Here is a 23,485-nt window from a genome sequence, read left to right on the forward strand (position 1 = left end):
CTACTATGGCTTTTAGCGCTAACACTGCAAAACCCAGCTTGGACCTGCAAGACGAGGACAGTGCTTACGGTCGTAGTCGCCGACGTGTATTCATACTCTGTGCGGCAACGGTTCTGATCATTGGCGTGCTATACACCGTTGTGCAGCCTGCTGTTTACCAAAGCAGCGCGACAGTGCTTATGAGTGCGCCTACTGCCATTGATCAACAAATGCTGGACGCGGACATTCAAGGGGTCGCCATACAACGCCGTACGCTTACCGGCAGCGAGATCACTCGTGATTTATCTGTACGTCTCGAGGAAGATTTTTCTGCAAGGGTAAACCCGCTAGAGCTGCGCCGTATTCTGGATGTTATCGCGGTACCCGAAACGAACCTTTTAGAGCTAAGAGCTCGAAGCTCAGACCCTGAGCTGCTGCCGCCGCTTGTGGAGACATGGATCGAGGTTTACACGAGCGTCCGTGCCAGAGACATAGAAAGCCGCAAGTCGCAGACGCTCACCGAGGTACAGACAGAGCTTGATGGTCTGGCACTCAAGCTGACGTCGGCGCGCGAGGCCTTGGAAGAGTATCGAGCAAGCAACGATATCATCTCTATGGAGCGTCAAGAGAACGCGGTCCTGGCTCAGCTGGATGGCTTGAACACGGCGCTAAATAATGCAGTGGAAGAAGAAGTCCGCACTAAGTCCTATCTGGACACCCTGCAGACGTCTCTCGCAGCGGGAGAACAGGTCGTTCCCCAAAGCGACCGCAGCGATGTGGCCGCCAAGGCCCAGCAGCTGGCTGAACTTCGCTCTCGCCTCGGAGAGCTTCGCGCCCGCTACACCGATGACTACATTCGTAAAGATCCTCGCCTTCGCGAAATTCCGGAACAAGTCGAGCAACTCGAACGTGAGCTTGCTGAAGCGTATGCGCTTGGCACCAAGGCAGAGCTCAACAATGCGGAGCGGGACTACGCAGCCGCGCGAGAGTCGGTAGCAAACCTCAAGAACCGGCTTCAGGATCACCGACAAGCCGTAGCGGATTTCAATACCATATATGCAAAGCATCAGGCTCTGGTGGAGGATTTAGCGCGCTTGGAGGAACTCAATCGGGAGACTCAAGCCAGACAAGTACAGATTGAGGTACGCCAGGTTGAAAAGTACCCGCAGGTATCAGTGATTGATTGGCCGTCCCCGGATGCTGTACGTATCGGCCCGCCCTATCTGATGCTGCTTGGAGGAACAATCCTGGCGGCACTCGGCGTTGGTATCTTTGGCGCCTGGCTGTACAGCTATCTTCACCCCCGAAGCGCAAGCCCTGCCTACGTCACTTTGTCCGGAGTGCATATGTATCCCCAGGATGGCGCACAGGCACTAGAACAGATACCCGGTGAAACAGCGCGCTTAGGCGAAGCTGCAACGGCGCGTCTGGCACACACAGATGATGAAGAGCCCCATAGAGACGATCAGGAAGACCATCCTGATGAGAGCTCAATGGACAAAGCCTAAAGCCCCGCCAGGAACAACTCGTACGCTGAGGCCACATCGTCCGGTGCCTCTACCTGAGGGTAGTGCCCAACGGTAGGAAGATGGTGAATAAAGTGCTCACCTTCCACAAGCTCTTGAAATCGCTCGACCATATGGCTGCCTGAAACTGGGTCCAGATTGCCGTTAATTAGGCCGATGGGGCAGCTAGCCTGCGACAGCGCTCGGACCCAACGCTCTCGATGTTCAAGGCGATCACTCATGTAATGTATTAGTCGATGCACATTACGCCGCCCACCGTCTCGATCAAAAAGCTCAAAAAAAGTATCCAGCTCTTCCTGACTCGCCTTGGTTTCGCCAAAAATGTGGTCAAAAGACTTGTTCAAACTCTTTGCCGTCAACGCGTGGCGGAAGATAAAACCTACAGGGCTTTTAAGAAGCTTTTGTGCGAGTACCGCGCGATGGGTTTCGGGAAACAAACCACCGTTTAAAAACATACAGGACTGCCACTTTCCCACACCAAGCTCTTCGTTCTGTCGCGCCAGCATCTCCTGCGCAACGGTATCGCCGTAGTCGTGGGCTAGTACATGAAACTGCTCCAAGCCCAGGCTGTCGGCGAGTGCTTCGCAAAGATCAGCCTGCTCCATGATCCGATAATCGTGAGGCGATGGCTTGGCGCTGAACCCAAAGCCAAGCAAATCCATCGCTATCAGACGATAGTGTCGATTCAGTTGTTGCCAGACCTTCCACCAGTCCCAACTGGATGTAGGAAAACCGTGGATCAGTAGAATTGTGCCTCGGGGTTCTGACCTGGCCGCCTCATCGACATAAAAGATCTTGTGCCCCAACAGCTCGAGCTGCTGTCCGCGCGCTAACCATTCATCCGCCGAGATCATTGACTACTCTCCTCATATCGATCATTAGGCAACATTGCGTGACGATCTAGGGCCGTAAAGAGTACCCCTGCTGCTGCAGTAGAACATGGGTTGTAGTTGCCGAATGCGTCATCTCAACACCGGGCAACAAATCCTCGGCAGCGACATCGCGCATCACCGCATTCTGCCCGCAGTAAAGAACCTGCACGTTGTACTCCTGCAAAATACCTAAGAGTTCCCTATTCGGGTTAACACCACCGTACGCAGCGTCGTTTAACAGGTCGCGATGCGCATCCCCGTGAACCACTAGCGCGATTTCAACGTTCTCTGGTGAAATACCGTTCGCGTGCTGCAGATTCAAAAAGCCGGCAGCAATTTGGAAAATGCTGTTTACCTCGCCCGTAACACCCCCATCCACAACGTCCATCGCCACCTTGAATCGCGTATCCGCCGGCAAAGGTTTTGCTGCGGGTACATCCGCGAACCGGCCGTAGTCCTTAATCAAACCGCCGCTATGGAAATCTTCAGGACCCGCGACAGCACCCTGAGAAAAAACCAACGCCGTAGAAATCACTGCCAACCATCTTTTCATTGCAATCACCTTCTTCATTTTATGACTGAGTCTTTGCGCGCTTGAGAACAGGTCACGGCTACCGTTGTGGAGAGCATCCTGATCGGAGTCTAAAAATCGCCGCTCACTTGTAACGAAATAATGCGCGCCTGGCTCTGCTCACGAACCTCGCGAAATGCCAGGGGAGAGGTACTACGATCCCCGGCGAAGACTCGACGATCTCGATCCTCTCCATCACGAAACACGTCCTCGACCGACAGCCGTATGCGCAGCCCGGCAATGGCGCGGGTTTCTACAAACACGTCCATATCAGCCCGCTGTCCCTGAATATCAATCTCGTCGAGCCCGTACAACGGAAAGCTGTCCCGAGAGAACATCAACACGCCCCAAGCTAAGCGTTGGGCCACCAGATCCTGACGGATAGAGATTCTCCCCGTCCACTGGCGCTCATCGGAAAGCGCGCGTATCGCACCGGTGAGGGGATCGTCGACTCGAGAAGTCTGCCATTCGGCTGCCGCGTCTATTCGCCCATTCTTGAGGCCTATGGCATCCAGAGGCAGCGTTAACTCTCCCGAGATTCCAGCTCGGGTAGCCGAGCCAATATTGCCCGGCACTTCCAAGCGCCCCGACAATGGCAATAGGTCGTTTACATCATCGATCCAGTCATGAAAGAGCGTAACCGTGCCAATACCAAAATCATCACCGCGTATCTCGTAGGTCAGATCCATAGTCATGGTGGTCTCAGGAGACAGATTAGGATTACCCAATGCAAGCTCTGCGTCCCCAAGATCAGCTCCGCTAACGAAGTCCTCAAAGTCCAGCTGGCCGACCTCGCGCAGGGCTCTTACCCGCCACTGAGAGTTGTCATCGGGGGAGTAGCTTAAATTTAGGCTAGGTTTCCAGAAGAAAAACGAGCGATCCTCAGTGAAGCCACCGACCTGCGTGATTGTTGACGTTTCTGCGCTCAAACTGGCGTCGATAGAAAGAGCGCCCCACTGAAAAGAATCCGATACCAGAAGATCAAAACGCTCTTCCTCGACGGTCGTTTTAGCGCCGGGCACCGGTTGGGGCGTCAGCTGCCCGTCCTCTAAAGCACTAAAACCGAAGTCGCTCTCCAGGCTGTTGTTCGAGGCTTCGAAGTTGATCTCGATGGCATGCCCTTCGAAGCCAACATAATCGAGCTCCACACGCCCGATGAGCTCCTCTCCAAGGCTCTTGGCCCGGGTAGTCACTTCAGTAGTCCCCGGTTGGTCGAGAGGCCCGCGAACTAGAGAGCCGGAACGGGTAATGTCTTCGTCTCGGAACAGAGCGATGACCTTACCGCGCCAGTCGGCAGCGAGGGCGCGTTCTATGTCAAAGCCAAACTCATCTCGGATAAAACGATCGCTATCACCCTGAAACAACAAAAAGGGCGCGCTCGCGTCTGTGGGATAACGACGGGAGCTCTCACCGCCCTCAGAGATGAAGTAGCTCTTTGCAAGATTTACCGAAAACTGGGTCTCGCCCCGACGCGTGCTGGCATTGACCGTAGCACTGTAGTCTTTGCCGTCCTCATCCGAGAGTTCAAAGCGTTGCTCAATCGGTAGCGTATCTGGCCCCAAGACTCGCTCCCTGCGAGCGACCAGACTCTGAAATTCGCGCCCCTTGAGTCCCACAGTTACCTGACTCTCTCCAAGACCTGTGCTGTAACTCAACTCACCAAAGGGATAGACGTTATCGTCAGGCTGATAGGTTCGCGCTCCAGCGCTCCACGCGCCAGATGCGGAATCTCCGCTACGGATGATGTTGGCAATCACGTTCTGTCCGCGGAGATCGAAGCCGGCAACCTGACCGCGAATCACGTCGATTCTTTCAATGTCTGTGGCGGGAATTCGCCCTAGAATATCGGAGGGAGTTTCGCTTTTGGCAGATACTCGTGCGCCGTTAATGACGATATTGCCCGCGGCCCCACCAAAACCTCGGGTGTCGTTATCGCCATCATCAAGCGCAAATCCGGGTAAGTTGTTCACCATGTCCAGCGCGGTTACGGGGGCATAGCGAGTGAAAAATTCAGCGGGATAGCTAAGGGTACACGCACCCTCCTCGCAGCTTTGCTCGGGCTGGGCGCTAACAGGAAATGAGAAGCCTAAATACAAAGACAGCGCGGCGCCCATTAGCACCGCGCGAGAAGAAAGTTCCATGCGAAGGGTCTTAAGACCTGGTTAATGTTGTCAGCGGGTAGTTTAATACCTCCAGCTGCTGACATCAGCCCCTGAGGGGGCACTTTCTTCTATCCGCTTCAGTATTTTCGGCACATACATCCAGTTGTAGCGTAAGCGGGAGAGATGGTTGCCGTTTTCCTGATCTCCGTTCCAGCAGTGCTCTGCGCGGTCGCCATAATCGACCTCACCGGCGTAGTAGGGGTCAGTGGTGTTCTCCAGAAACTCTTCGACTAAGTACACGGCGTTATTGAGGTAGTAGTTATCCATGTCACCCGTGTAGATATGTAGCTTGCCTTCAAGCTTGGGGCCGAGGGTCGCCCAATCTCGTTGCAGAATGTAGCTCAAGTCAAAATTCTCTTTCCAGTAGGCGGCGATCTCGGGATCAATCTCACCGGTCTCGGGATCCCACAGATCAGCAGGGTAGCCATCATCAGCCATGGGCGAGAAAGTCGCTTCCCAGATATCGAACTGTTGCCCTGAGCGATTGCGATCACCTAGCACGCGCTCCAGATCGTTCTGATCCTTAATACTGGACGACACATTACCGAGATAGTCTCGTCTACCAGGACGGGTGATGCTCTGAAAATCACTGGGATAGAAGTAGGCATTCTCATCTTCATAAATGTTCATGGTGAGATAAGCGCGAAAATCGATAGGGTCGGGGCAAGCAACAAAAGCACCATTAAACTCATCGGGATAAAACATTTGCGTCGCCATCGCCTCCCAACCGCCGGTGGAGCCACCGTAGGTAAAGCGCGCCCAGCCCTCACCAAGGCCTCGGAACTGCTCCTCGATGAAGGGGATGAGTTCATAGTTAATCGCATCACCATAAGGGCCCTGACTTTCGGAGTTCACCGCGTAAGAGTCGTCGTAATAGGGCGTGGGGTGCTGAATCTCGATGGCCAGAAAGCGCGGAAAGTCATCAGCAATCCAGCGCAAATAATTATTGTGTGCTTCCTGCTGCTGGATGATGTTATAGCCATCCATAGAAAACCGCTCGCTGTAAACCGGCTCCAGGTCAGCCTCCGGGGGCTCCGGGCGAAAAGCTCCAAAGTCACTGGGAAAATGTCCGTGAAAAACCATTAGCGGGTAGCGAGCTTCGGGGTGCGCGTCGAAGCCTTTTGGGAGCAGCACGTGCGCACCCAGGTAGACATCCTCGCCCCAGAACTCCGACAACAACTCACTCTTCATACGCACATGCTTAATGAACTCGGTGTCCGGGGCAGGTTCAATCTCCGCAATCTGCCGGTCAAGCAGAATCTCGTACTGACCATCCGCTGTGATATCCATGGCCGCAGGCTCGGAGTAGTAATTGCCAGGCTTGCGGTTCCATTGCTGCCCCTCGCCTTGATCCGGGGGCAGGGTTACCGTTTTACCATTGCTCAAAGTGAAGTCTTTGTAGCGGTTGAGCAGCGCCTGTACGAAGTAACGACCGGGAGGTAGATCGGCAAGCGTGTTTATGGGGAATCCAATATGCGCCGCGTCTATGAGCATCTCGGCTCCCGCAGACCAGTCGGCAACATTGCGGCCGTAGATCAGCTGGGTATCCAGAGAGTTATCCACCAAAAAGCGTGGTTCGTCGCGGTCCGTATTGGATAACAAAAGCAGTAAGCGGCCATCCTGTGGCGCTGTACCTAAAGACTCGTCAAAACGAATGGTAAAAGCCGGACCGGTCGCGGCATCTGCTGCCAGCGTAGCTGTCGGCGCGGGCGCTTCATTGCAGCCTGCTAGAGCGGCCACCAGCGCGGTAGACGCTAGGGCTTTGAACGTTAGTTTCATGTATCTTCATCCCGAAACTTTAAGATGCTCACGACAATACCACAGTGCTTTCGGAACTCTTGGGGTGATGAAGGGTGGCGTGTGCATCTGCGGAGCATCAACATCGATGCTGAACTCGCACATACAATAGAAATACGAGACAACTAGTTTGGGAGCTGAGCCATTGAGTACAGAAAGTAGCGCGAATTTTGATGAAGTCATTTTGGGCAGGCGTAGTATTCGCGGCTTTAAACCCGACCCTGTTCCGAAGTCGGTAGTAGAAGATATCGTGTCGCTAGCGATACGTGCGCCGTCGTCCTATAACTCTCAACCGTGGCACATTCACATCGCTACCGGCGACACACTGGACGCAATTCGTCGTGACAGTACCGAGCGCACCGCATCCGGCACACCACCCTCCTTCGAACGCATGGAGTCCGGCGTTTACGAAGGTGATCACCGAAAGCGCCAGATTGAAGTCGCAGTACAGCTGTTCGAAGCGATGGGTATCGTTCGTGATGATAAAGCCGGGCGCGACGGATGGACTATGCGCGGATTTCGAATCTTCGATGCGCCACTGCTCATGGTCGTGACTTACGACAAACGCTTACAGGGAGGCGATATCGCGCCCTTCGATTGCGGAGCCCTCAGCAACATGCTGGTGAATGCCGCATGGTCGCGAGGCATTGGATCGGTCATCAATAGCCAGGGGGTGATGCACTCACCGGTCATCCGTGAGCACTTAGACGTCCCTGAGGATCAGGTCATCTTGATCAGTATTGCGATGGGTTATCCCGATGAGGATTTTCCAGCGAATGCCGTGGTCTCCAAGCGGCGTTCGGTAAGCGATGTTGCGCGTTTTATCGGTTTTGACTAAGTACGCAGAGCGGAAAGCTCCGGTCATGGCTCTTTGATTATTGGCTTTTGGTTATTGGCTATCAGTCCGAAGTCAAACGAACATTGAGATCGCCAGCCTGCAACTTGCCCCGCAACTGGCAGCTTCCGGTGCCTTCTTCCCAGAGAACCTCGGAGCCCACGAGCAGCTTCCGCTCATCAAACACCTCGCCGTCGGGAATTCGCAGGCTGGCGTCTCCGATGTTCGCATCCAGCTTGACCCTGGCAACGCTCGATGCGGGAGCACTGATGCTTACATCACCCGCCCCGGCTTTAACGTTAAGACAGCCGCTTGCAGCATCGATTTTGAGATCCCCTGCGTCCATCTCAATGTCGAGTTGCTCGACGGCGGGGACTTGAATAAGGAAACGCAGATCAGCGTGGCGCGTGGTGTAAGCAGAAGATGGTTTAAAAGATAGCGTAGACGTTGTGCCTTGCAGGGCGTGAACAATGCCCGCCTCGGCAGCCTTCTCTCGACAGGTATCGCTCTGTGAGTTGCAGAAAAATCGCGCGGTGGCGTGCAGCTCATCATCCATAGACGGCTCAATCGTAAAGTCACCAGCGGGTAAAAGCAGCACCAGCTCACGACCAACCTTTGTATCCAGACTTGCGGCAGGTGTGATCTCGACATCGCGAACGCCGCTGGACACACAAGCGGTCAAAGGCAAGAGGATGATAGGGGTCAGTAGCAGACGTCGCATGTTAACTGTGCCTTAGGATCAAAACCCTGAGTCTACCGCAGCGCGTCGGAGTGCCGACACATCTGGACGCTGCGGACACTCGCTTCGTCGTATCGTTTGAGGAAATTGTGTTACTGAGCGTCCAACGCCATCACCGTGTGGAACAACACAGTGGCACCGTTCGCCATGTCCTCGGGCGATGTGTATTCGTAGGGCGAGTGGCTGATCCCGCCCTTACTCGGCACAAAAATCATGCCTGTGGGGGTGATCTTGGCGAGGTCCTGAGCATCATGCCCGGCACCGGAGGGCATGCGCTGGTAGCTGTAACCCAAGGACTCTGCGGCTTCGGCGATAAGATCACGGATGCCTGTATCCGTTAGCGCAGGGGGTGAGGCTACGTCCAGCTCGTTAAAGCTGATAGATACCTCTGATGCCTTTGCGATGTCCTGCGCCTGCGTTTCTACCAGATCAAACACCTGCTGCATTTTGTCGCCATCTAGGTCGCGAATTTCAAGGCTCATAATGACTTTACCCGGAACAACATTAGGTGCTCCCGGAAATGCCTCAATGCGTCCCACAGTAGCTACCTGACGGCCTTCTAACTCTGTCGCCGTCGTGTTGATCGCGATAGCCAACTTAGATGCGGCCACCAAGGCGTCATTACGTTGAGGCATAGGCGTTGTGCCCCCATGATTAGCAACACCCTCAACCGTGACGTCCCACCAACGAATCCCAACAATGCCTTGGACAACGCCGATTTGTAACTCCTTCTGCTCGAGAATACCGCCCTGCTCGATATGCAGCTCGAGGAATGCCGTCAGCGATTCAGGCGGCCTCGCAGCTTCCTCGATGCGCTCGGCGTCGCCCCCTACACGAGCGAGCCCTTCGCGAATGGTAAAACCACTATTAGAGACAACGTCCAAGGCGTCCTCAGTCAGTTTGCCAATCATGGCTCGGCTACCAACCAGGCCGCCCTCCTCGTCGGTAAAGCTGACGACCTCTAAGGGATGTTCGGTGGTTATCCCCGCTTGATTGAGCAGCTCTACAACCTCAAGGGCCCCCACTACGCCCACTTGTCCATCGTAGTTGCCGCCACCGGGAACCGAATCAATATGCGAGCCGAACAATATCGGTGGCAGAGCTTCGTTGTTTCCTACACGACGGCCAACAATATTACCGGCCAAATCGGTGCTTACCGTTAATCCAAGAGAGACCATTTGTTCCTTGAGCCAAGCCCGCCCCTCTAAATCGGCGTCGCTAAAGGCGACGCGACTCACGCCTCCCTCGGGATTCGCACCAAACTGCCCGAGCGCCTCGATCCGCGATTGCATGCGGTCAGGGTCGGCGCGAAGCATGTCTTCAGCGATAGCCGCCGTAGTCATAAGAGACCCAAGAATCAGAGCTGCTCCACAGCGTGGGAGTGCGCAGGCAAGAACAAATCTTTTCATTATTGGTTTCTCTAAGGCGTGAATGACGCTGGGCAGAGCCTGAGGGCGAGCTTAATCTGTCGGCGTAGTCTCTGGCTCAATACCGGTGTAATAACTTTCATCTAGCGGCGGGTAGTTCAAAATCGCGCGTTCTTCGTTCACACGCTCCAAGTTTGCCCGACGAAGCGCAGCAAAGCGTGGATGCAACTGCAAATCCTTGTACACACGATCCCTGAACACAAAAACGTCTAAAGGGTGTCCCTTACTAAAAGCCGACTCCAAAAAGTCGATGCTTTTTTCGTCATCACCGACAATCGCCCAATAGGCAGCGTCATCACGATCACGACCGGGCGACACGTCGCCCCCTGCACGGAACATATCGATAGTAAAACGCCAGCGCTGCATGGCATCCTCATACTCGGCAGTGTTACCAACCGCACGCAATGCCAGCGCTAGTTGCCCATAGGGCGGGGGGTTTACGCTCACCGAGGGGCGCAGCTTGGTCGCATAGGTCTCCAGGCTACCGTCGAAGGCCGCTGCAAAGTGCGCGGCAAGCTCTTCATCAGCTTCGGCTTGCGAAAGTGCTCGTATCAATACCGTATGCGCCGCATAGTACTCAGGGAAGTCGGCCACGGCCTTGCGGGCCTTATTCAATGCACCCGCCAGATCGCCCTCAGACTCCATGCCATAAGGTTCGAATAGCGGCTGAAGCTTATGCGGCCCCTTGTACTCAGCATCAATACCCAAATCATAATAGCTGCTACGCAATTCGCCTGAGGTCCGGGCATCGAGCTTGTCCAGCGGCAGGGTCTCTTGCAGCAGAATACTTTCCGCGGGCTGATTGTCGAGCATAAGAAGCCCCGAACGAATCCGTATGCTCTCAAACTCGCCGGGATTGGCGCGGATATAACGCTCGCCGACCCGCTTTGCAGTTTCAAAATCGCCAATTCGGTAGTTATAAAGAATCGTGTTTGTAACACCCGGTGGGTACAGCGGATCGATATCCACCAAGGTTTTGAGCTGGTCAGCTACATCCCGCAAGCGGCCATTAAAGGCCAGGGCCAGAGCCAGCCAGTTGCGGGCATCCAAAGAATTAGGGTTCAGTTCCAGCGCGCGGCGCAGGCTGGAGACGGCAAAATCCGGTCGACCAATATCCGCGTTAATGAGGCCCTGTATTGCGAAGCCATCCGCAAGCTTCGGATCAAGTGCCAACGCCTTATCCACGTCAGCACGCGCCAGCGTAAGCGCCTCCTGAGCGGGAATACTGCCGTAGGAGCCGGGCCGATCCGAGAGCAATGTGTAGGCTTTAGCGCGGGACGCGTATGCCGGCGCGTAGGTCGGGTCAATCTCGATAGCGCGATTGAGCAGCTCCAAAGCCCGCTGCATACCAGACGCATCCCGGCTCGCGATCAGGTCCCGGGCCTGTAAAAATAGATTAAAGGCACTAATGTCCGTACGTGCTGCAGGAGCAATCGCCGGCGCAGCATCGGCCATGAGCTCATCGGTGAGTGCCACCAAAATCTGCTGGGCGATGTCGTCTTGCACCGCAAAGATATCGCTAAGATCCCGGTCGTAGGTTTGGGACCACAAATGAAAGCCATCGCTCACCTGAATCAGCTGCGCCGTCACGCGGACTTTGTCGCCCTGGCTACGCACGGAGCCTTCAAGGATGTGCGCCACATTGAGCACCTGACCAATCTCGCGAAGATCCTCGTTACGCCCCTTAAAAGCAAAGGATGAGGTGCGTCCGGCGACCTTCATGCCGTCAACTTGGGCCAACACGTTCAGAAGCTCCTCCGAAATACCATCGGCGAAGTACTCCTGGTCGCCATCGGGGGATAGATCTGCAAAAGGCAGCACCGCTATCGACGCATCTTTGACCGGCGGGGTGGCGTCACTCACCAGTTGTTCGTCAACTTGCAACGCAGTATCAGCTGCCGCGGTGTCTCCAGTGTCTGTTTGTCGCTCAGGCAAAAAACGTGGTGCAAGCAATGCTCCAGCAAACATCAAGAAGGAGATCAACAGCGCGATATCAAGCTTGGAAGCCGTCTGGGTGGTAATACTCTCTTCTTTGTCGACAGCAGAGGTGCGCTGGATACCTTCCGGCGTAAGCTCAAAAGCCCAGGCAAATATAAGAACAATGGGGAAAACGAGGACCAAGAATGACAGGACAACAGCATCAAACCATGCGGGCAGTGCGATGGCCTCTTCAACCGTAGCTGCCACCTGCACAATCACCCAGCTAACAACAACGTATAAGCCCGCTACACGAAAGACATTACGCCGCTTGAGTTCGCCGAAAAAACTCACACACTAGACCTGCCGAAAAAGGATGCGCTGACCATAGCGCATTCGGCGAGCCCACACTAGAGATATGGGCCCCACCAGCAGTCTCAGTCCTTACTTTTAGCGCGTCACTTCAGGTAGTGATCAAACCATGCCACCCAACGCTCCAGTCTGTCTTTTTGAAAACTCGGCCGCCGAATTCCATGATGCTCATCGGGATACACCACCAGCTGGGTCTCTTTACCGAGACGTTTCATAGCAAGGTACATTTGTTCGGAGTTGATAATGGGGACGTTCCAATCCACCGCACCACCCATCCATTGGGTAGGCGTAGTGATGTCCTCAACCTTCCAGAAGGGCGATAGTGCATCCCAGCGCTCGCGGTTTTCCCAGGGCAGCCCGAACTCAAGCTCATACATGAGCTGATACTGATCGTGGCCGTAGTTCGCAGGCACTAGGCCTAAACTCGCACCGGAAGAAGCCGCTTTAAAACGCGTGCTCTGAGTAATTACGTAATTGGTAAGGATGCCACCGTAAGACCAGCCTCCAACACCCAGACGCTCGGGGTCCACAATGCCCATTTCGATGCCGTGATCTACGGCCGCTAAGACGTCCTGCACATCCTTTTCACCCCAAGCCGCAACGGTACCTTTGGCGAAGGCCTCGCCATAGCCTACTGAACCTCGCGGATTAGGCATGATCACTACATAACCGTTCGCAGCAAACAAGTGCGCGTTGTCCCGGAAGCTATAGCTGAACTGCGCAGCCGGGCCACCATGGAGCCAGAGGATTGTCGGGTAAAGCTTGCCAGCTTCAAAATCTGGCGGCCGAACAAAAAACGCTTCGACAGTTGTGCCATCTGCACTTCTAAATGCCTGCTTTTCTACGTTGGCCGGCATAACCTCATCGAACACTCCACCATTAACGTCTGTCAGACTAGTGATCACGCCATCGTCGTAGGCGTAGATTTCTGAGGGCCGGTTCGCCTGCTCCACCCTGACCACGGTGCGACCGGCAGCCACTTCGATATCTCGAACGGTGACCGGACCATCAAGCTCTCGCTTCAGACCCGTTCCATTGCTGGCAACAGAAGCGAAGTGCACCTGCCCGCTGTCTTCCAGACGAAACAGAATGCGCTTACCATCGGCGCTATATTGTGGATCTGATACGTTACGATCCAAATCAGCCGTGAGTAAGCGACGTTCATATTTGTCCGCGGGTGTAACCGCCAAATACTGCGTGGGAGTTAGCGCAGAACCACCGACATCAGGTCCTGTCGTCGTCACATAAGCGATCCTTTTGCCATCAGGGCTCCACGTAGGAGACCGCTCCCTGCCCTCGCTATCAGTCACCTTGGACATTTTTGGCTCATCACCCGCCAAATCTACACGCCAGATATTTGAGCCGTAATGAAGATCTGGCTCCTCAGAGCGATCACTCACAAAAGCTATGGACTGACCATCAGGACTCCATACCGGATCTTCATCCTCATAATCCCCGAAAGTCACTTGCACCGGCGCATCCTCGCCCGGCGTGTAGGTATATATGTGGGTACGACGACGGTCCAGGTAACCGGCGTAATCGCGTTTGAACTGAATGCGATCGATTACGTGAGGCTTAGGACGATCGTCATCCTCCGTATCTTCGGTCATTTCTTCCGGCGTCATGTCCTCGATCTCAAGCAGTAGTCGGCTGCCATCGGGAGACCATGCATAGCCGCTGACACCCTGCTTAACATCGGTAATCTGCACTGCATCACCACCTAGTCGGTTCAGTCGCCAAACCTGCGTTTTGGCGTCTTCACCACGGCTGGCGGTAAAGCTCAGATACTTGTTGTCGGGGGTCCAGCGTGGGCGCCGCGCAGAGCTCTCTGGCGACGTCATCGGGATAGCTTCACCACCATCTATGGAAACCATCCAAATTTGTGTTCTGGACTTGTCTTCCTCAAGGTCTTTTTCAGTAACCGTATAGGCGACCCACCGGCCATCAGGACTGATCTGGTGATCACCAACCGACTTAATCGCCATGATGTCATCGATAGTAAGCGGATGCTGACCATCCGCCTGAGCGTGGAGATTCGGCACCAAACTACACACAGACAACAGAGAAAACTGCAATACAACGCGGATAGCGCGCATAAACACGACCTCGAAAATGAAGACTAGGGATTAGCAGAAATCATAGCAGCAGATTTTCCCTTGTCTAATCGCAGACCATCTTCTCCTGCCTAGGCTATGATTATGCGGCGCTACTACCTATCGCCGGAGAATCTCATGCGAATGCTCGCTCTCGCCTTATTACTCATGTGCGGAAATTTGTTCGCCCAAACGCTCCCGGGCTTCCGAGAAGAAACTACCGTGCTGTCTCCGGAAGTTGAGACTCGTCGGCAATTACTACAAGTATCGCTAGGGCGCGCGCCCGCCGATCTGTTGATTCGCAACGTTACGCTGCTCAACGTTTTTACGGGGAACTGGGAGTCGGCGCAGGACATTGCCATTTCTGGAGATCGCATCGCTTGGGTGGGGAATAGCGGCAACTTCACCGGCAAAGCGCTAGCCATTCGCGATGCCAGCGACCTTTGGGCCGTACCCGGCTTTGGTGAATCGCACAAACACATCGAGAGCAGCTACCTCACACCCGAATACGAAGCGGAGCTGGTGATTCCCTTTGGCAGCACGTGGACCGTCGAAGGCTCCCACGAAATTTCTAACGTGGTGGGCAATAACAACGTGAACTTCTGGCTCTACGCCGAAGACGCCGGAAGCCCGCTAAAAATCTTCCCTGCCGTGGGATCTGCCACACCGCCCACCGTCTATGAATCTGGTGGAGGCTATTACGGCCATGACGAAATGAAAGCCTTTATGGAGCGGGACCTTCGCGTCGTTGGTCTTGGCGAGGTTATGGATTGGACATCGGTTAGCGAGTTAGACGCTCCGGGTCACGAACGTATCTGGGGAATGATGCAGGCCACGCGGCAGAACCGCGGAGTCATTGAAGGTCACGGAGCGGGCCTTGTCACATCAGCCGAGATCAACGCATTTGCTGCGGCGGGACTATCTTCTGATCACGAAGTTCGACTACCCGAAGAAGGGCTGGAAAAACTACGACGAGGTGTCTTCCTGGAAGTGAAAGTCCGCGCCATGCGAGATCTATTCCCTTACCTCATAAAGGAAGGAGTTAGCGACTGGAGCAATGTGTCGGTCACTACCGATGATCGCGACGTGCACACAACGACTCAGCTTGGCTCCATGGATTACAACATTCGCTCAGCGATCAAAGCGGGCATACCCACAACCATCGCTTACCAAATGGGCAGCTACAACACTGCCAGACATTTTAATATCGATGATCGAGTAGGCAGTATCGCCCCCGGTCGCTTCGCAGACATAGTGCTGCTGACCGACCCCGATACCGTGGCCGTAGAGTCGGTCTACGCCAGCGGAAGACTCGCGGCGCAAAACGGCAAGTACCTGCTGGATGTACCCAAGATCGATTACCCAGCGTGGGCAACCAATACAATGAACGTGGGGCGCACACTTACAGCCTCAGACTTCGTCATGACGGCGCCCAAAGGTCGGGAGACTATGGATATTGCGGTGTTGGAGCCGTTTTACTTTAAACCGGAGCTCCCCAAGGACACCCTGGCAGTAACCGAAGGCGAGCTCCGCGCGGATCCGTCTCGCGGCATCAGCAAAGTCGCCGTGATCGACCGTTACCACGGAGACGCTGCGCTATCGACAATGTTCTGGCGCAACGTCGGTCCTCTTTCACCAAACTCCGCCCTTGCCAGCTCTCAGTCCCATGATCTACACAACATCTGGGTACTAGGTAACGATGACAAAGCCATGGCTCTGGCGGCAAATACCGTTGCACAAATGCAGGGGGGCTGGGCGCTCGTCCATAACGGAGAGGTGGTCGCAACGGTACGCCTGGAAGTTGCCGGGCTGGTCTCGCAGCGTTCCGTTACTGAAGTGGGCGCCGAGGTAGAGGCGCTATTCAATGCAGCGGATCAGATGGATTGGATTGGTAACCCCGGTCTACCCGAGCGGATGCGCTTCGCATTTTTAACCGCGTCGCCGTGGAAATGGCAGCTTGTGGCTCCTTATGCGGGTAATCCAGGCGGCCTGGTCAACATCACCACCGGTGAGACCCATCCCGTAGCTTGGTAATGCGAACGGGGCTGCTTTTAGCGCTTCTCCTGGTCGCGGTCAGCGCGCATTCGCATCTTCTTAATATGTCCAGATCCACCGTTTCGGTGCATTCTGACGGCAGAGTCACTGTGGATCTGACGCTCGACTTACTAGCGACCGCCGGCAGTCGAGAGGAATACTGGTTGTGGAGCCAGCAAGACGATCCTCTTAGCGATGGCTCGATCGAACGGGCACTCTCGCCGCTCCCCAACGCCATCGCTCTTACCGCAAACGGTGCGGGGGTCTCTCTTAGAATCGAAGAGGTGAACCTTCCAGAGGCAAGCCGCGAAGAGTTCCTTGATCCTCTGGCTTGGCCGCGCTCTGAGATTCGACTCACGGGAACACTCCCCAAATCATCAGACACCACTGAGCCCCTGACGCTGCAGGTTAGCTATCTGGACAGCTTTATATTTGAAGAACCCATCGCCAACACCCTCAGAGCCGAAGCAAATGGGCGCAAGCAAACCCGCTGGTTAGTTACCGGACAGCGATCTCCTGCATTTTTGATCGCCGCCGAATCCCAGCAGGACCAGCCTCCGGTTGTCGAGACATCAAAGACTGGTTCATCTGAAGCGCGAGCCGTTTTCGCAGATCTACTGTTGGCCGGGTTCCGGCACATTTTCCCGGACGGAATCGATCATCTATTGTTTGTGGCTGCACTGTTTTTTGGATCCGCCTCTCTTGCGGGACTAGTCGGCATCGTCACCTTGTTTACGATTGCACACTCGCTGAGTCTCGGCTTGACGGCCCTGGGTTGGATTAGCGCGCCAGCGTCCATCGTTGAGCCACTCATCCTGCTAAGCATTGTTTGGATAGCCATAGCCAATTTGGCGGGAGGCACGGGAACTCATACACGCTACCCTCTGGTCTTGGTCTTTGGTTTGATACACGGGCTTGGGTTTGCCGCCGCACTTCGGGAAATAGGCTTACCCGCTGATTTTCTTATCGCGGGTTTATTGGCATTCAACCTGGGAGTAGAAGCAGCACAGCTCGCCTTTCTATTTTGTTTGAGTGCTATCTCGCTGCTATTTTTACGCTGGTTTCCCGAAACAGTCCCATGGAAACGCGGCGGCTCGGTGCTGATAATTGTTCTCACTTCTGCCATCGCGGGATTGCGCTTCTTTTAAGTAATCATCGCATTGCTTTTAAATGAGCGGCAGTCATCCTAGACTAGCCGTCTAACTAACAATAAGGCGTAACTCAACATGCCCGTATTTAGCTCTCAAGATCTTAGCTCCCTGCCCTCCTCGCCATCGACAGCGCAGTACGTATCACGCAAGCCCAAAGTCACATCATCGGCGATCGCACGATCAAGCGTTTTTTTGCTCCCCCTACTCGTGCTTGGTGGCTGCAACAACCAAAGTGAACCTGCAGCAGTCGTGCCGGCTGAAGCACCCCAAGAGAGCTTTGCTGATGTCACTACCCAGCGAATCATTGATACCCGGGCAAGTGACGAGTGGCTCACCTATGGCGGCAGTTATGACGAGCAGCGACATTCATCACTGACCGACATTAATCGCGAGAGCGTTGCGGACTTAGGCGTCGCCTGGACCTACGAACTTAAAACCAATCGCGGCGTTGAAGCGACCCCTATCGTGGTCGATGGGGTCATGTATGTGACCTCCGCCTGGTCCTTTGTTTACGCCTTGGACGCAGAAACCGGAGAAGAGCTTTGGACCTATGATCCCGAGGTCGATAAGGCGGTGGGTGTCAATGCCTGCTGTGACGTGGTGAACCGTGGTGTCGCCGTCTACGAAGGGCAGGTCTTTGTCGGCATAATCGACGGGCGTCTTGAAGCGCTGGATGCAAAAACCGGCGAGCGCAATTGGAGCATCGTCACTGTCGATCAGTCCAAGCCCTACACGATCACGGGAGCCCCGCGTGTTGTGGACGGTAAAGTTCTGATCGGTAATGGCGGCGCCGAGATGGGCGTGCGGGGTTACCTGAGTGCTTACGATGCTAAATCCGGCGAGAAAATCTGGCGCTTCTACACCGTACCAAACCCCAATAAAGAGCCGGATAACGAAATCTCGGACGAGGTGTTTGCCAAGTTTGCCAATGACAGCTGGGGAGACGAAGGTCACTGGGTAAGCGATGGTGGCGGCGGCACTGTGTGGGACTCCATCGTTTATGACGAGGTCAACGATCAGATCATCTTTGGTGTGGGCAACGGCTCGCCCTGGAACCGCGACTTCCGCGATCCCTCTGGGGGCGACAACTTGTTCCTGTCATCGATTGTTGCTGTCGATGCAGAGACCGGCCGTTACCGCTGGCACTTTCAAACCACCCCGGGCGACAACTGGGATTACACCGCAACGCAATCAATCATTCTGGCCGACTTACCCTTGGGTGATGACGGCGCCGATCTGCGCGTGGCCATGCAGGCGCCGAAGAACGGCTTCTTTTATGTCGTTAACGCCGAAACCGGACAGTTCATTTCTGGCAGCGCTTTTGGTCCAGTTACCTGGGCAGAGGGACTGACTGAAGCCGGTCGTCCTATCGAAGCTGAAGGTGCGCGCTACGGTGCAGCGCCCGTGGTGCTTCTGCCGGGGCCATTGGGTGCGCACAACTGGCACCCCATGGCTTTTAACCCCACCGAGGATCTGGCCTATATCCCTGCGCAGGAGATTCCTCAGGCCTACGCTGCGGATGCGCGCTACGCGAACAATACCACCGGCTGGAACACCGGCTCTGATTTCGCCGCCTTGGTACCCGCCGAGATCAGATCTACCGATATTAAAGCGGCCAGGAGTACACTCAAGGGGCGCCTCATTGCGTGGGATCCTAAAACACAACAGCCCCGATGGAGCGTAGAGCACCCCAATGCCTGGAACGGTGGCGTACTGTCTACAGCGGGAGGACTGGTCTTTCAGGCACGCCTGGACGGAGAATTCTTTGCCTACGACGCGGCAACGGGTGAGGAACTCTGGTCCTACAACCTGCAATCGGGCGCCAACGCCGGGCCCGGCACCTACTCCATCGATGACACGCAGTATCTGGCAATCACTACCGGATGGGGCTCGGCCTTTGGACTGGCCGCTGGCTACGCCTTTGACGATGCAGTCACAACCAAACTCGGCAAAGTCGTCGTCTTCAAGCTCGGAGGCACAGGCGAAATACCAGTACCCGATCTCCCTGTCGTTAACCGCATGACCACAGCTGCTGCTTTCGGCGATGAGGAAACCATCAACGAAGGATTGGTACATTACTCGCGCAATTGCCTTGTTTGCCACGGCCCCTTCGCTATCGGCTCCGGGGTTTTGCCTGATTTGCGCTGGTCACCCATCACTGCGAATGCCGAAGCCTGGAAGAGCGTGGTGTATGACGGGATCCTAGCCCAGAACGGCATGGTGTCTTTTGCAGACCATCTTAGCGAAGAAGAGATTGAATCGATTCGCGCCTATGTCATCTTGCAAGCGCGCAATGATATGGCGGAGCGTGAGGTCGCAACTGCGACCGAATAAGACAGCTACCGACTATTACTTTGCCGCGAGGGCAACATGAACAACCTTGAAATATGCGAGGCGCTTTTTAGTGCCTTTCAAGATGGTGATGAAGAGAAGGTTCGATCCTTGTGCGCGCCGGACCTGCAAGGCTGGCAAAACGATAATCCGCCGATGACTCTCGATAAGTTAGTGAGGTTTTCAATGGCGGTAGTCGATGTTGTCGATAACTTTCGCTATGAAGAGGCCAAACGCTCGGCAACAACCACGGGGTTCGTCGAAGAACACAGCGTTCGTGGAACACTTCCCGATGGTAGCGAGCTGGACATGCGTATCTGTGTGGTTGCGGATGTTCAAAATGGCAAAGTGCAGGAGCTGCGCGAGTATCTTGACGCTAACGCAGCGTCCGGCTTGATAAAAGCATTGTCCTGACTCCAATTCAACGGGTCCGGACTACACTCTGAGGAGCAGTCAGCCATGACCACCCCACAAACACCAATCGATTCCGGTTTCGACAGAAACAGCACAGCCCTTGATGTGATCAGCGGCATCGATCTCTCGGGCAAACTGGCGGTGGTTACCGGCGGTTATTCGGGACTGGGGCTGGAGACAAGCCGCGCTCTGGCCACAGCGGGCGCAAAGGTGCTGGTACCGGCCAGGAGGCCGGAACATGCAAAGGCCGAACTGGCAGCGCTTGAAGATTTGCCCGGCGACATCGAAGTAGACTCGCTTGATTTGGGTGATCTCGAGTCGGTAAAAGCGTTTGCCCAGCGTTTCAACGATAGTGACAGAAGTATCGACATCCTGATCAACAACGCCGCCATCATGGCATGTCCCGAAACCCGTCTTGCCCATGAGCGCGAGGCACAGTTCGCGACAAATCATCTCGGGCATTTTGCCATGACCCTGCTTCTTTACCCTGCACTTAAGGCAAATGGCGGGGCCCGCGTGGTGTCATTGTCGTCCACAGGACACAAACTGTCGCCTATTCGCTGGGACGACCTGATGTTCGAAAAGGATGAATACAACAAATGGGTGGCCTATGGTCAGGCAAAAACTGCGAATAGTCTTTTTGCCGTTGAACTCGATGCTTTGGGTCAGGCTGATGGCGTACGTGCCTTCGCCGTTCACCCCGGTGGCATCATGACACCGCTCCAGCGTCACCTACCTAAAGAAGAAATGATCGCCATGGGATGGATCGATGAAGCCGGAACGGTAAACGCTATCTTCAAGAGCCCCGAACAAGGCGCGGCGACCAGCGCATGGGCCGCTACGGCCCCGGCATTGAATGGTCACGGCGGCGTTTACTGTGAAGACTGCAACATCGCGAGTAATACCGACATCGGCAGCAGTACTGCGCGATACAGCGGGGTGGACCCCCACGGCGTGGATGCCGAGGAAGCACGCAAACTTTGGGCATTGTCGGAGCTACTCACGGGCGTCTCTCTGGCGTGACAAAAAGAGGCCGCTTATCGAGACGCCAGCTCTTGGCTTACGCAGCGGGCGGGGCGGTGCTCTCGGGTTTAAACGGGTGCAATAAGCCCCCTCCTCCCGACAGATACACCCAAGCAGATATCGAACTTCTAGCCAATCAACAGAAGCTCGAAGCGCTGCAAAAAGGTAAAGGACCCTTCGGAGAGCATCGCTATCAAGGCTACCGAGGCCTGGCCACACTCCCCTGGTTTGAATTGGATAGCGAGGAAGAGCTTATTTGTATCGACGACAGCCTTCCGGGAATTGTCGATGTGCATGCGCATCTGGGTATGTCGATACTGTTTAAGCCAACACTTGATCTTCAAGCGACAACACCGAGGGTACGTCACTTATTGGATTGCGACGCCAGCAATCGGGCCTGCGATTTAGACCTGGACATCTACATCAACGGCAATTTCTCGGAAGAAGCCCTCAAGCGCAACGAGCGAGTGCTCACAACTCAGGGTCTGTGGGGGAATGACGTGGTGCGAAGCCACACGATCCCCAATTTAATCGCCGAAATGGACGCCATGCGTGTTCAGCACTCCTTCGTGCTACCCATAAAGCTGGGACTACCCTTTGGCGATGACCTTAGCGAGCAATGGCAGAATGCAATTGCCTTAGCCGGCGCGGGCGATCGTGTCACTACCGGCTGCTCGGTGCACCCCAGAGACGAAGACCGCGTAGAGCAACTTCGCCGATATGCAGAGAAAGGCGCACGCTTGGTGAAGCTCCATCCCACGGTGCAAAAATTCTATCCTGACGACCCCAGTCTAATGCCGCTCTATGAGGAAGCTCAGCGCCTCGGGGTGGTTGTGTTTTTTCATGGGGGTCGCGCTGGCATTGAGCCCGCATCCAGCCAGCCCTTTGCAGTACCCCGTCACTATGCGCGTGTTCTGGAGGACTTCCCGAAGCTGCAGGTGATATTGGGTCACGCAGGTGCCCGGGACAGCGCTGCCATGGTCGACCTGGCGATCAAGCATCAAAACGCCTGGATCGGGATTCACGGTCAGGGCATCACCAGCCTCGACAGTATCATCACAAAAACCGGTGGTGAGCGGCTACTCTTTGGCACGGATTGGCCCTGGTACCACCTTGGGGCGACCTTGGCGAAAGTTTTGATTGCCACGGATACAGCCGAGCGCTCATCTATAAGGGACGCGATTCTTCGAGAAAACGCCGTTACCTTGTTCCCAGAGCTTGCGAGTTAAGAGTCTCCGGCGCAAAAAAAGTTTTTGTCTAAGTTCAGTCCAATTTTCAAAAGACACCGTATGTTCTTTTAGTAAGGCAAAAGCAACCTGCAAAAAGAGGACTCAGGTGATGTTAATAGCGCGTTTATATAATGATGAAAATCAGGCACGAGCCGCAGCGAAGGCACTGGTGGAAGCTGGTTACAGCAGCGACGATGTCGCCGTTATGGAAGGCCCTAAGGCCCGCAATCAGTTCGCAGAGGGGGAAGCAGCTCCCACGTCAAACAGCGGATCGGTGAGCCACGCGGTACGTGTAGGCAGTATGCTGGGCGATCACGCCGACTTTTACATGTCTCGTTTGACCGAAGGACGTACGCTGGTTGTTACCACCCCGCCGTTCATTGCCTCGCGCATGGTCGAAGTGATTCTGGACGAGCACAACCCTCTCCCCGACTCCCATGTTCCCACGCCACCGCCTTTTGTGCCGATCAGCGAACAGTCAACGCCCCTTTCGAACATGCTGGGCTTGCCCGTACTGGTTAACGGTACGCTGTCCGAAGCATTTGGCTTCAGCACGCAGCAGGACGGTCTGAGCCATTTTTCTCGCTGGTTTAAGCCTTTGGCGTCAGATTTCACGTTCTCGTCTTTGGTTGGCTGGAAAATCAAGAGCAGCAGTGCGACGCCCCTTTCTTCTATGCTCAATCTGCCCCTCAAGAGCGACCGAGTCGCGGGCAAGAGCTCTTCTTTTGGTATGCCTTTGCTTTCAAAGAGCGGAACTCCTCTCTCATCAATGCTGGGCCTGAGAGTGCTGTCCAAGCGTAATCATTACCTATACAGCTAAGCGGAAGACAGCCCGCAAAAGAGCCTGAAAAGGTGCACTAGACCCTGGCGGCCGCAATTGGCTCCAGGGTTTTATTTGCATAGAAAACAGATAGTTAGTTCTTAGAAAGTCGCCACAAAGTGCAATACTGATGGCGCTTGAGCAAATGCCTCCGATCCGCGTAGTTAAGCCTTCCTTTATTTGTCAATATGTA

The 23,485-nt window shown here is 54.9% G+C and carries 17 protein-coding genes; 9 read left to right on the plus strand and 8 right to left on the minus strand.

The window, feature by feature from the left end; genetic code table 11:
- The first annotated feature begins 5 nt into the window (after nt 1-5).
- Nucleotides 6-1,487, plus strand: a complete 1,482-nt coding sequence (locus R0137_RS00710) for a GumC family protein (protein WP_407327795.1) — start codon at nt 6-8, stop codon at nt 1,485-1,487.
- Here the strand turns inward: R0137_RS00710 and R0137_RS00715 are convergent.
- The 4 genes from R0137_RS00715 to R0137_RS00730 all read right to left on the minus strand — a co-directional run bounded on the left by R0137_RS00715 (nt 1,484) and on the right by R0137_RS00730 (nt 6,889).
- On the minus strand, nt 1,484-2,359 hold the full coding sequence (locus R0137_RS00715) for an alpha/beta fold hydrolase (protein WP_407327796.1): 876 nt from the start codon (nt 2,357-2,359) through the stop codon (nt 1,484-1,486). The genes R0137_RS00710 and R0137_RS00715 overlap by 4 nt on opposite strands.
- Nucleotides 2,360-2,405: 46 nt before the next feature.
- The gene (locus R0137_RS00720) at nt 2,406-2,930 is read right to left on the minus strand and encodes a DsrE family protein (protein ID WP_407327797.1); all 525 of its coding nucleotides are present in this window, start codon (nt 2,928-2,930) and stop codon (nt 2,406-2,408) included.
- A gap of 89 nt (nt 2,931-3,019) precedes the next feature.
- Nucleotides 3,020-5,089, minus strand: coding sequence for a TonB-dependent receptor plug domain-containing protein (locus R0137_RS00725; RefSeq protein WP_407327798.1), 2,070 nt, complete (start codon nt 5,087-5,089; stop codon nt 3,020-3,022).
- A 42-nt stretch (nt 5,090-5,131) separates the two neighbouring features.
- Nucleotides 5,132-6,889, minus strand: coding sequence for a hypothetical protein (locus R0137_RS00730; protein WP_407327799.1), 1,758 nt, complete (start codon nt 6,887-6,889; stop codon nt 5,132-5,134).
- Between the two features lie 163 nt (nt 6,890-7,052).
- Between R0137_RS00730 and R0137_RS00735 the strand changes: the two genes are divergently transcribed.
- A complete protein-coding gene (locus R0137_RS00735) occupies nt 7,053-7,745 on the plus strand; it encodes a nitroreductase (RefSeq protein WP_407327800.1) in 693 nt (230 codons plus the stop codon).
- A 61-nt stretch (nt 7,746-7,806) separates the two neighbouring features.
- On the opposite strand, the gene R0137_RS00740 is transcribed toward R0137_RS00735, so the two are convergent.
- The 4 genes from R0137_RS00740 to R0137_RS00755 all read right to left on the minus strand — a co-directional run bounded on the left by R0137_RS00740 (nt 7,807) and on the right by R0137_RS00755 (nt 14,293).
- Nucleotides 7,807-8,463: a DUF4097 family beta strand repeat-containing protein gene (locus R0137_RS00740; protein WP_407327801.1), complete on the minus strand. Its 657-nt coding sequence runs from the start codon at nt 8,461-8,463 to the stop codon at nt 7,807-7,809.
- 110 nt (nt 8,464-8,573) lie between these two features.
- Complete coding sequence (locus R0137_RS00745) at nt 8,574-9,890, minus strand: Zn-dependent hydrolase (protein WP_407327802.1); 1,317 nt, start codon at nt 9,888-9,890, stop codon at nt 8,574-8,576.
- Nucleotides 9,891-9,941: 51 nt separating this feature from the next.
- Nucleotides 9,942-12,179, minus strand: a complete 2,238-nt coding sequence (locus R0137_RS00750; RefSeq protein WP_407327803.1) for an adenylyl cyclase — start codon at nt 12,177-12,179, stop codon at nt 9,942-9,944.
- Between the two features lie 104 nt (nt 12,180-12,283).
- On the minus strand, nt 12,284-14,293 hold the full coding sequence (locus R0137_RS00755) for a S9 family peptidase (protein WP_407327804.1): 2,010 nt from the start codon (nt 14,291-14,293) through the stop codon (nt 12,284-12,286).
- Nucleotides 14,294-14,395: 102 nt separating this feature from the next.
- On the opposite strand from R0137_RS00755, the gene R0137_RS00760 reads away from it, so the two are divergent.
- The 7 genes from R0137_RS00760 (at nt 14,396) to R0137_RS00790 (ending at nt 23,292) form a co-directional block, all read left to right on the plus strand.
- A complete protein-coding gene (locus R0137_RS00760; RefSeq protein ID WP_407327805.1) occupies nt 14,396-16,324 on the plus strand; it encodes an adenine deaminase in 1,929 nt (642 codons plus the stop codon).
- A 65-nt stretch (nt 16,325-16,389) separates the two neighbouring features.
- Nucleotides 16,390-17,472 (plus strand): HupE/UreJ family protein, encoded by a 1,083-nt coding sequence (locus R0137_RS00765; RefSeq protein ID WP_407327806.1) that lies wholly within the window; start codon nt 16,390-16,392, stop codon nt 17,470-17,472.
- A 78-nt stretch (nt 17,473-17,550) separates the two neighbouring features.
- Nucleotides 17,551-19,809, plus strand: coding sequence for a PQQ-dependent dehydrogenase, methanol/ethanol family (locus tag R0137_RS00770; RefSeq protein ID WP_407327807.1), 2,259 nt, complete (start codon nt 17,551-17,553; stop codon nt 19,807-19,809).
- A 36-nt stretch (nt 19,810-19,845) separates the two neighbouring features.
- Nucleotides 19,846-20,220, plus strand: coding sequence for a nuclear transport factor 2 family protein (locus R0137_RS00775; protein WP_407327808.1), 375 nt, complete (start codon nt 19,846-19,848; stop codon nt 20,218-20,220).
- A 45-nt stretch (nt 20,221-20,265) separates the two neighbouring features.
- Nucleotides 20,266-21,243, plus strand: a complete 978-nt coding sequence (locus R0137_RS00780; protein ID WP_407327809.1) for an oxidoreductase — start codon at nt 20,266-20,268, stop codon at nt 21,241-21,243.
- A complete protein-coding gene (locus tag R0137_RS00785; protein WP_407327810.1) occupies nt 21,240-22,472 on the plus strand; it encodes an amidohydrolase family protein in 1,233 nt (410 codons plus the stop codon). The genes R0137_RS00780 and R0137_RS00785 overlap by 4 nt, the downstream gene beginning before the upstream one ends.
- A 109-nt stretch (nt 22,473-22,581) precedes the next feature.
- Nucleotides 22,582-23,292 carry a hypothetical protein gene (locus R0137_RS00790; protein WP_407327811.1) on the plus strand — a complete coding sequence of 237 codons (711 nt, stop codon included), beginning with the start codon at nt 22,582-22,584 and terminating at the stop codon, nt 23,290-23,292.
- Nucleotides 23,293-23,485: the final 193 nt, after the last annotated feature.

Origin of the sequence: Congregibacter brevis (genome assembly GCF_045689245.1) — a bacterium.
GTDB lineage: Bacteria > Pseudomonadota > Gammaproteobacteria > Pseudomonadales > Halieaceae > Congregibacter > Congregibacter brevis.